Below are 7,215 nucleotides of genomic sequence, written 5' to 3' on the forward strand. Positions count from 1 at the left end.
TGGTGGGGCGTAGTCACCGCGCCTGTCGCCGCGCCATCCGACGGCGATATTGGCGAGTACGGAAGAGGTCTTTCACCTGCTGCGTCACCAGCGTCCACAAGGGTGATACGCCGGGCTGGGAGTCCCGGCCCTGACTGAGCTGGTGCAGCTGGTACTTCACCACCGCCATGTTCGCCAGCGAGGCCAGCACCTTGTTGTTCCAAGTGATCGGCGGCAGCTGGGGAGCGCTGCCGAGGCCGAGCTGCCAGTCACGCGGCAGGTTCGGGTCGATGGCCAGGGCCGTGCCGATGCCGACCATCTCGATGCCGCTATCCAGCACCTGTTGTGCAACCGGTGCACGGCGGATACCGCCGGTGACCATGACTGGCATGCTCGCCACCGCACGAATCTCACGGGCGAATTCAAGGAAGTAGGCTTCGCGCGCCAGGGTGCGCCCATCGCGGGCCTGGCCCTGCATGGCCGGCGCTTCGTAGCTGCCACCGGACAGTTCGACCAGATCCACATTCAGTCCATTGAGCAGGCATACCACCTGCTGCGCGTCCTCGGCGCTGAAGCCGCCGCGCTGGAAGTCTGCCGAGTTGAGCTTCACTGCTACGGCGAAGCCCGGCGACACCACGGCACGCACCGCCTTGACAATCTCCAGCAGCAGGCGCGCGCGGTTTTCCAGCGAGCCGCCCCATTGGTCGTTGCGCTGGTTGGTCAGTGGCGACAGGAACTGGCTGAGCAGATAGCCGTGCGCCGCGTGGATTTCCACGCCCGTGAAGCCGGCCTGCTCGCCCAATTGCGCGGTGCGGGTGAAGCGTTCGATCACGTCCTGAATCACCGCCGGGGTCATTTCCTGCGGCGTGGCGAAACGCTTGGACAGGTTTCCCAGCTCCAGCGCTACGGCCGAAGGCGCCCAGGTTGGCTGGCCAAGGTTGGACTGCATCTGCCGGCCGGGATGATTGATCTGCAACCAGAACTGCGCCCCTTTGCCGCGGCCGATGCGTGCCCAGCGTTCGAAACGGGCCAGTTGCGCGTCGTCTTCCAGCACCACGCCGCCGGGACCGGTCATGGCGCGGCTGTCGACCATCACGTTGCCGCTGATCAGCAGACCTGCTCCACCGTCGGCCCAGGCCTGGTAGAGGCGAATCAGGTGCTCGGACGGTGCGTGGTCGGCATCCGCCATGTTCTCTTCCATGGCCGCCTTGGCGATGCGGTTGGGAATGGTCGAGCCGTTGGGCAGGGCAAGGGGATCGAACAGGTTCATGGGCGCTTTCTCGACTGAAGGTGCAGCGACCTTAACTTTAAAGCTCACTTTAATGTCAATGGGTTTCGCACGCGACGTCGAAGCGTGGCCGCGCCGCCAACGCTTTTCGTAGGAGCCGGCTTGCCGGCGATGCTTTGTGCTTTCAAGCAGATCGCCAGCAAGCTGGCTCCTACAGATGTAGCGAGCACTCGCTTATTTCTTCGTGCGCTTGGGCGCCTCGCTCGGCTCACCCAGATTCATCTTCGATAGCACCCGCCTGGCGTTGGCGGCGCAGTCGATATCGTCCGGTTTGCTTTCAATTTCGTCGATCAATGCCAGCAGGTGCGTCTTGCTCTGCGCCAGGCGCTGTTCCAGTGCCTCGATGTCTTGCACTTTTGCTTGCAGGGTGTCGAGCAGCTTGCCGTGTTGCCATTGCGTCAGATCCTGCGGCAGCAGGGTGCGCAACTCGTCCAGGCTGAAGCCGGCTTGCTGGGCGGTGGTGATCAGGTTGAGCACCATCACGGCTTGCTCCGGGTAGCTGCGATAGCCGTTGGCCTGGCGCTCCACCAGCTTGAGCAGGCCGATGCTTTCGTAGAAGCGAATGCGCGAGGCCGCAAGGCCTGTGCGTTGCGCCAGTTCGCCGATCTTCATCTGGGTATATCTCGGTGGCAGGAGCGTTGTGAGCTCAAGGTTAACTTTAACCTTCGGCTTTGGCCATGAGGCTGCAACACCGGCATAACGTCTATGCTTGCCGAGCCCCCCCTGATCAGAGCCGCTCTTAAACTGCATCCCCTCCAGCAGGTACAACCCGTGAAGCACTCGATACTCATCGCCGCGCTGCTCTGCCTGCTGATGGGGGCGCTTGCCAGAGCCGAGACGTATCAGCTCGTCACCGAGGAATGGGCACCCTACAACTACCGGGAGAACGAGCACATCACCGGCATGGCCACGGAGGTGGTGCGAGCCATCATGGCGCTGACCGGCGACGACTTCGAGATTAGAATGAGGCCCAGCATGCGTGCCTCTCGTGTACTGCAGACTCAGCCCAGAACCATCATGTACTCGATGTTTCGCACGCCAGAGCGCGAGTCCTTGTTCAAGTGGGTCGGGCCCATCGCCGAGGAATCCATCTACCCCTACCAGTTGGCCATTGCAGCGCAGCCGATCCACACCCTGGAGCAGTTGCTGCACACCCCACGTATAACCACCCGGCACGCCGGCCTGGTGCCAACGATGTTGGCTTCGATGGGGTTCGACAACCTCGACACGAGCGCAACGGAGAGTGAGCAGCTCTACCGCATGCTGTTGGCCGGGCGTACCGAGGTAATCATCGGCGACACCGACGCAGGCGTGGCCTATTACAGTCGCCAGCTGGGTATCGCCCCGGGCTCTCTCAGGCGGGTGCCCATCGAGCTGTACCGCTCCTCGCTGTATATCGCCTTCAGCCGCGATAGCGACGATGCGCTGGTCGTGGCCTGGGCCAAGGCGCTTGAGCATCTGCGTGAAACGGGTGAGCTGGAGCGCATTCATGGTAACTATCGCTAACCTCTAAGCCCTGAGCGGTGGCCAGACATTCGGCCACTGTCAGCTGCTCGGCGAAACCGCCGTGCCCATTAGGGCCAGAGTGCGATAGCCGCCGACCAGTCTCGCCTCGTACAGGTATAGCCATGAGCATGAGCATGAGCATGAGCATTTTCCGACAGCGAGGAGCGAGACTGCATACAATGAGCGCCTGATCATTCCAGGCCATCAACATGGCTGCTGCGACCAAGGAACCCGCCCCATGGCCTCCCCAGACAAACAGAAGAAGCGCGCCCAACGGGCCAAGACCAAGGCCAAGCAGAACCGCATGGGCAAGCCCAAGGCGCAGGCCAATGTCGTCCACCCGATTCTCGCCAACCCGCTGATCAACGAGCCGTTCGATGATGTCGAGATCGACCTGAGCACCTTCGATTTCAAGGATATCGAAGAGAATGGCTTCGACCCTGCGCACTTCGATGACCTGTTCCAGGCGATGAAAGCCGGCGAGGGCATCAGCCTGCTTGCCCTGTGCCTGATATTCCTGCAATACCCGGTGCTGGAACTGGTGGTCGCCGAGGAGTCGGAAGAGGCTGCGACCGATTTCATGATGGGCCTGCTGATCGTCTACCGTGGCATCTTCCACGATGAAGACGAAGACGCCGCGATCGCCTGGATCGGCAGCGACGCCTTCCAGAGCGCCTACAACGAAGCGTCGCTGATTCTGCAGAAGAAGAACGCCTCACGCTAACCACTGATCCCGGCCCGCTGGCGTGTCGCATCGCGGCTGCCCAGCAGTGCCGGTAGTTCGAGCAGCAAGGCCAGCAGCACTGCGCCAATCGCGACCGTGAACAGCAGGCGATAGTCCTCCTGGCTGGCGGAGAACAGCGCCGAATAGGCATAACCGGCCAGCGCCTGGAAGGTGGCGAAGGAGATGGTGGCGCGGCTCCAGGTGGCGTTCTGCCGGGCATGGCCCTCAACCAGTTGATGCACGCGCGCCAACGCCAGCGGCACGATGCCGGGTGGGAAGGAGCCGATCACCAGCACGGCGGCGCCGAGCACATGCAGGTCACGACTCTCCACCAGTACGGCAAGGGCCGTGGCTTGTATCAGCAGGACCAGGCGTATCGCGGCGCGGGCACCCAGGTGGTCGGCCAGGTAGCCGTATACCACCGGGCCGACGATGGCACCGACGCCATACAGCGTCCATATCAACGCACCGCTGTGGCTCCCTGCGCCCAGGCCGCGACTGATGTAATCGACCAGAAACATCATCGGCGCCACCAGGCTGGTCGCCATCAGCGCGTACTGCGCGAACAGCAAACGCACGCCACCTGCGCTCTGCGCTGGCGCATGCGGGGCTGCGGGTTGTGGAGCTTGGGCGAGGTCGTCTGGCCAGCCGCGCCAACTGCTCAGTGTCAGCAGCAGGGCGACCACGGCCAGGCCGATCCAGGTGGTTGCCAGGCCTTGAGCCAGCAGTACCGGCACCAGTGTGCCGGAGCCGGCGATGCCCAGGCCCAGACCGAGGAAGATCGCGCCGCTGGCCAGCCCGCGTCGACCTGCTGCGACATGCGGCAGGATGCTGCTGGCGGCCAGCACCATGATCACGCCACCGGCGATGCCCGAGAGCAAACGCCAGGAGAAGAACCAGGCCACTGACAGCGGCCAGGCGCAGGCAAGAAACGCCAGGCTGACCAGTAGCATCATCGCCCGCAATACGCTGGCGCTGGAGTAACGCGCGGCGAGCGGCCGGCCGATCAGCGCGCCGACGAGATAGCCGGCCAGGTTGGCGGCGCCCAGGTAGACCACTGCCGAGGCGGAAAACCAGTGCGCCTCGATCAGCGATGGGATCAACGGGGTGTAGGCGAAGCGGGCCAGGCCGATGCCCACCAGGCTGGCGCACAGGCCAGCCCAGATCGGCATCCACAGCGAGCCTTGTGTGTGGTTGTTCATGATCGTCCCCTGAGCGTCCGGCGGACGCCATCGAATGAGATGGCACGATCATAGGAGGCTTGACTGAAGAAATAACGCAGCGTTATTAACGTTCACTAATGCAAAAATGCATCAGAGAGAGCCTGCGATGAACTGGGACGATGCTCGCGTATTTCTTGCCCTGTGCCGTGAACAGACCTTGCGCGGTGCGGCTCGTGTACTGGCCGTGGATCAAGCCACGGTCGGTCGCCGGCTCGCCTCGCTGGAGCAGTCCCTCGACGCCACTCTGTTTCTGCGCACGTCAGCCGGCTACGGCCTGACCAGTGCGGGAGAGCAGGCGATGAAGGCGGCGCAGGACATGGAGGCGGCGGCAGCCGATCTGCAGCGTCGGATTCTCGGTATGGACGAGCGCATGAGCGGTGAAGTGCGCATCACCACCACCGACTCCTTCGCCGTCGACTTCATCATGCCGGCCATTGCTGCGCTGCGCCTCGAACACCCTGGCATCGAGGTCAAGCTGCATGCTTCAACGCAATTGCTCAACCTCAACAAGCGCGAGGCGGATATCGCCGTGCGCAACCTCAAACCGGACAACCCCGAGCTGATCGTGCGTCGGCTCGCTCGTTGGAGCAGCGCCGCCTTCGCCTCGGCGGACTATGTCGCCGCGCGCGGCATACCCGAGCCGGGCGCTGCCTTCGCCGGTCACGACCTGGTGCTCTATCAGCCCTACCTGGACAGTGGGCGCGAGGTCACACTTGGCGCCGAGCCAATCACCCACGGGCGTATCGCCATGACCTGTACCTCGAGCTTGATGGTGCGCCGCGCACTGGCTGCCGGCATTGGTATTGGCGAGGTGCCGCTGCCTCTGGGCCTGCGCGACGGTCTGGTGCGGCTGTGGGCGGATCGTGAACACGCGCCCTATGACATCTGGCTGGTCACCCATCGGGACGTACGCCACACCGCGCGGGTTCGGGCAGTGATCGATGCCATCGTCGCTGCCTTTGGTGCGCTTTGACGGCACGCCTCGCGTGTAGGCATCAGCCCTTGAGCGCCGCCTCGATCCTGGCGATGTCGATCTTGCTCATGGTCATCATCGCCTCGAAGGCGCGCTTGGCCGCCGCACGGTCGGGGTTGGCGATGGCAGCGCTGAGGATGCGCGGAGTAATCTGCCAGGAGATGCCCCATTTGTCCTTGCACCAGCCGCACTCACTGGCCTGGCCGCCGTCGTCGATGATTGCGTGCCACAGGCGATCCGTCTCTGCCTGATCGTCGGTGGCGACCTGAAACGAGAACGCCTCGTTGTGCTGGAACACCGGGCCGCCGTTGAGTCCCAGGCAGGGAATACCCATCACGCTGAACTCCACCGTCAGCACATCGCCCTGCTGGCCACTGGGGTAATCGCCGGGCGCATGGTGGACCGCCAGCACGGCGCTCTCGGGAAAGGTCCTGGCATAGAAGGTCGCAGCCTCCAGCGCGTCGCGGTCGTACCAGAGGCAGATGGTGTTCTTGCTGGTCATCCTGAGTCTCCCACCGTGGGTTGAGACTCAGGAGTCTAGACGGCCGCGTAGCGCTGGCTTGTTCTTGCCTGTTCGTCGTTACGGCTGCGGCTCTCTTGTCCAGAACATCGAGAACTGATCGAACGGATAGCGCTTGCCGTCGTAGCGGACCGTGGTGCTGACCCTTCGTAGCACCGGCTCCTGCCAGCCTGCACGAACTTGAGCGGTTACCACCAGGTCGGCGTAGCCATGGGCTTGCTTCGGCCCAAGGCCCAGCGTCAGGTCGGCTCGCTCCGATTGGAAGTCACTGCCCGTGACACAGGACGTGCCCTTTACCGTCGTCCACGAGTACAGATAGGTGGCAAACACCGGCCTCAGCCGAGGCCCGTCCGGCACCAGCAGCGTCAGCAGGTTATTGGCGTCGGCATCCGGACAGCTCGCCCCGCGAGCGACACTGCGCACCACCACACCGAACGCGCGAACGCCTGGTGCAAGGTGATAGCGCGCGGTATCCAGCCAAAGACTGTTTGCATCGATTTCCAGCGCGGCATCTTCGCCAAGGTAGTCGTCATGACGTTCGCGCAATTGCCCGCTCTGCGTGTCCACCTTCGCCACCAGCCAGTTGAGATTGCGCTCGCCCGCTGGCGCTGCGTCCTCGGCGTCACGATAAGCCAGGGTCACCACGGACAACGCCGGATCATCCGGCCAGGGTTTGCAGGCAGCCGCCACCAGTGGCCCGTCGCCGCGCCCGTCAGGGGGCGTCCACCCGCGCTGTCCCAACTGGGTGGCCAGTGAATCCAGCAATGCAGCGTCGCAAGGTTGTGGCTGGCGGGTATCGGCATGCGCGAGAGGCAACAGGCAGAGCGCCAAGGCGGGGAGGATGCTAGGTAAACGGTCCATGTTGGTGAGTCCTTGTTCGGCGCCATTCGTTTGAGCGGAAACCGGGGAGAGGGGGTGGCGACTTTACGCTGAAAGAGGGGAGAGGGTGGAGTAGCTGGACTATGTGGGGACTGCTATCGGCCGATTCTGTTGAAAAAGTAG

At 63.5% G+C, this 7,215-nt stretch carries 8 protein-coding genes; 3 read left to right on the forward strand and 5 right to left on the reverse strand.

The genetic code is table 11. From position 1 onward, the window contains the following. Positions 1-13 precede the first annotated feature (13 nt). Together CXP40_RS15730 and CXP40_RS15735 are read right to left on the reverse strand one after the other, a co-directional pair. Complete coding sequence (locus CXP40_RS15730) at positions 14-1,249, reverse strand: NADH:flavin oxidoreductase/NADH oxidase family protein (protein ID WP_106734523.1); 1,236 nt, start codon at positions 1,247-1,249, stop codon at positions 14-16. Between the two features lie 192 nt (positions 1,250-1,441). Then, positions 1,442-1,879 carry a MerR family transcriptional regulator gene (locus CXP40_RS15735; RefSeq protein ID WP_106734524.1) on the reverse strand — a complete coding sequence of 146 codons (438 nt, stop codon included), beginning with the start codon at positions 1,877-1,879 and terminating at the stop codon, positions 1,442-1,444. 159 nt (positions 1,880-2,038) lie between these two features. Here CXP40_RS15735 and CXP40_RS15740 point away from each other — a divergent pair, with 159 nt between their 5' ends. Together CXP40_RS15740 and CXP40_RS15745 are read left to right on the forward strand one after the other, a co-directional pair. Next, positions 2,039-2,773, forward strand: a complete 735-nt coding sequence (locus CXP40_RS15740; RefSeq protein ID WP_106734534.1) for an ABC transporter substrate-binding protein — start codon at positions 2,039-2,041, stop codon at positions 2,771-2,773. Between the two features lie 238 nt (positions 2,774-3,011). Next, complete coding sequence (locus tag CXP40_RS15745; protein ID WP_106734525.1) at positions 3,012-3,497, forward strand: hypothetical protein; 486 nt, start codon at positions 3,012-3,014, stop codon at positions 3,495-3,497. Here the strand turns inward: CXP40_RS15745 and CXP40_RS15750 are convergent. After that, positions 3,494-4,699, reverse strand: a complete 1,206-nt coding sequence (locus tag CXP40_RS15750) for a YbfB/YjiJ family MFS transporter (RefSeq protein ID WP_106734526.1) — start codon at positions 4,697-4,699, stop codon at positions 3,494-3,496. The genes CXP40_RS15745 and CXP40_RS15750 overlap by 4 nt on opposite strands. A gap of 127 nt (positions 4,700-4,826) precedes the next feature. Here CXP40_RS15750 and CXP40_RS15755 point away from each other — a divergent pair, with 127 nt between their 5' ends. After that, positions 4,827-5,693 carry a LysR family transcriptional regulator gene (locus tag CXP40_RS15755; RefSeq protein ID WP_106734527.1) on the forward strand — a complete coding sequence of 289 codons (867 nt, stop codon included), beginning with the start codon at positions 4,827-4,829 and terminating at the stop codon, positions 5,691-5,693. Positions 5,694-5,715: 22 nt separating this feature from the next. Here the strand turns inward: CXP40_RS15755 and CXP40_RS15760 are convergent, their stop codons facing one another. Together CXP40_RS15760 and CXP40_RS15765 are read right to left on the reverse strand one after the other, a co-directional pair. Continuing rightward, on the reverse strand, positions 5,716-6,195 hold the full coding sequence (locus CXP40_RS15760) for a VOC family protein (protein WP_106734528.1): 480 nt from the start codon (positions 6,193-6,195) through the stop codon (positions 5,716-5,718). Positions 6,196-6,273: 78 nt separating this feature from the next. Then, complete coding sequence (locus tag CXP40_RS15765) at positions 6,274-7,074, reverse strand: hypothetical protein (RefSeq protein WP_106734529.1); 801 nt, start codon at positions 7,072-7,074, stop codon at positions 6,274-6,276. Between the last annotated feature and the right edge of the window lie 141 nt (positions 7,075-7,215).

This window comes from Pseudomonas sp. YY-1 (assembly GCF_002843095.1).
Lineage (GTDB): Bacteria > Pseudomonadota > Gammaproteobacteria > Pseudomonadales > Pseudomonadaceae > Aquipseudomonas > Aquipseudomonas sediminis_A.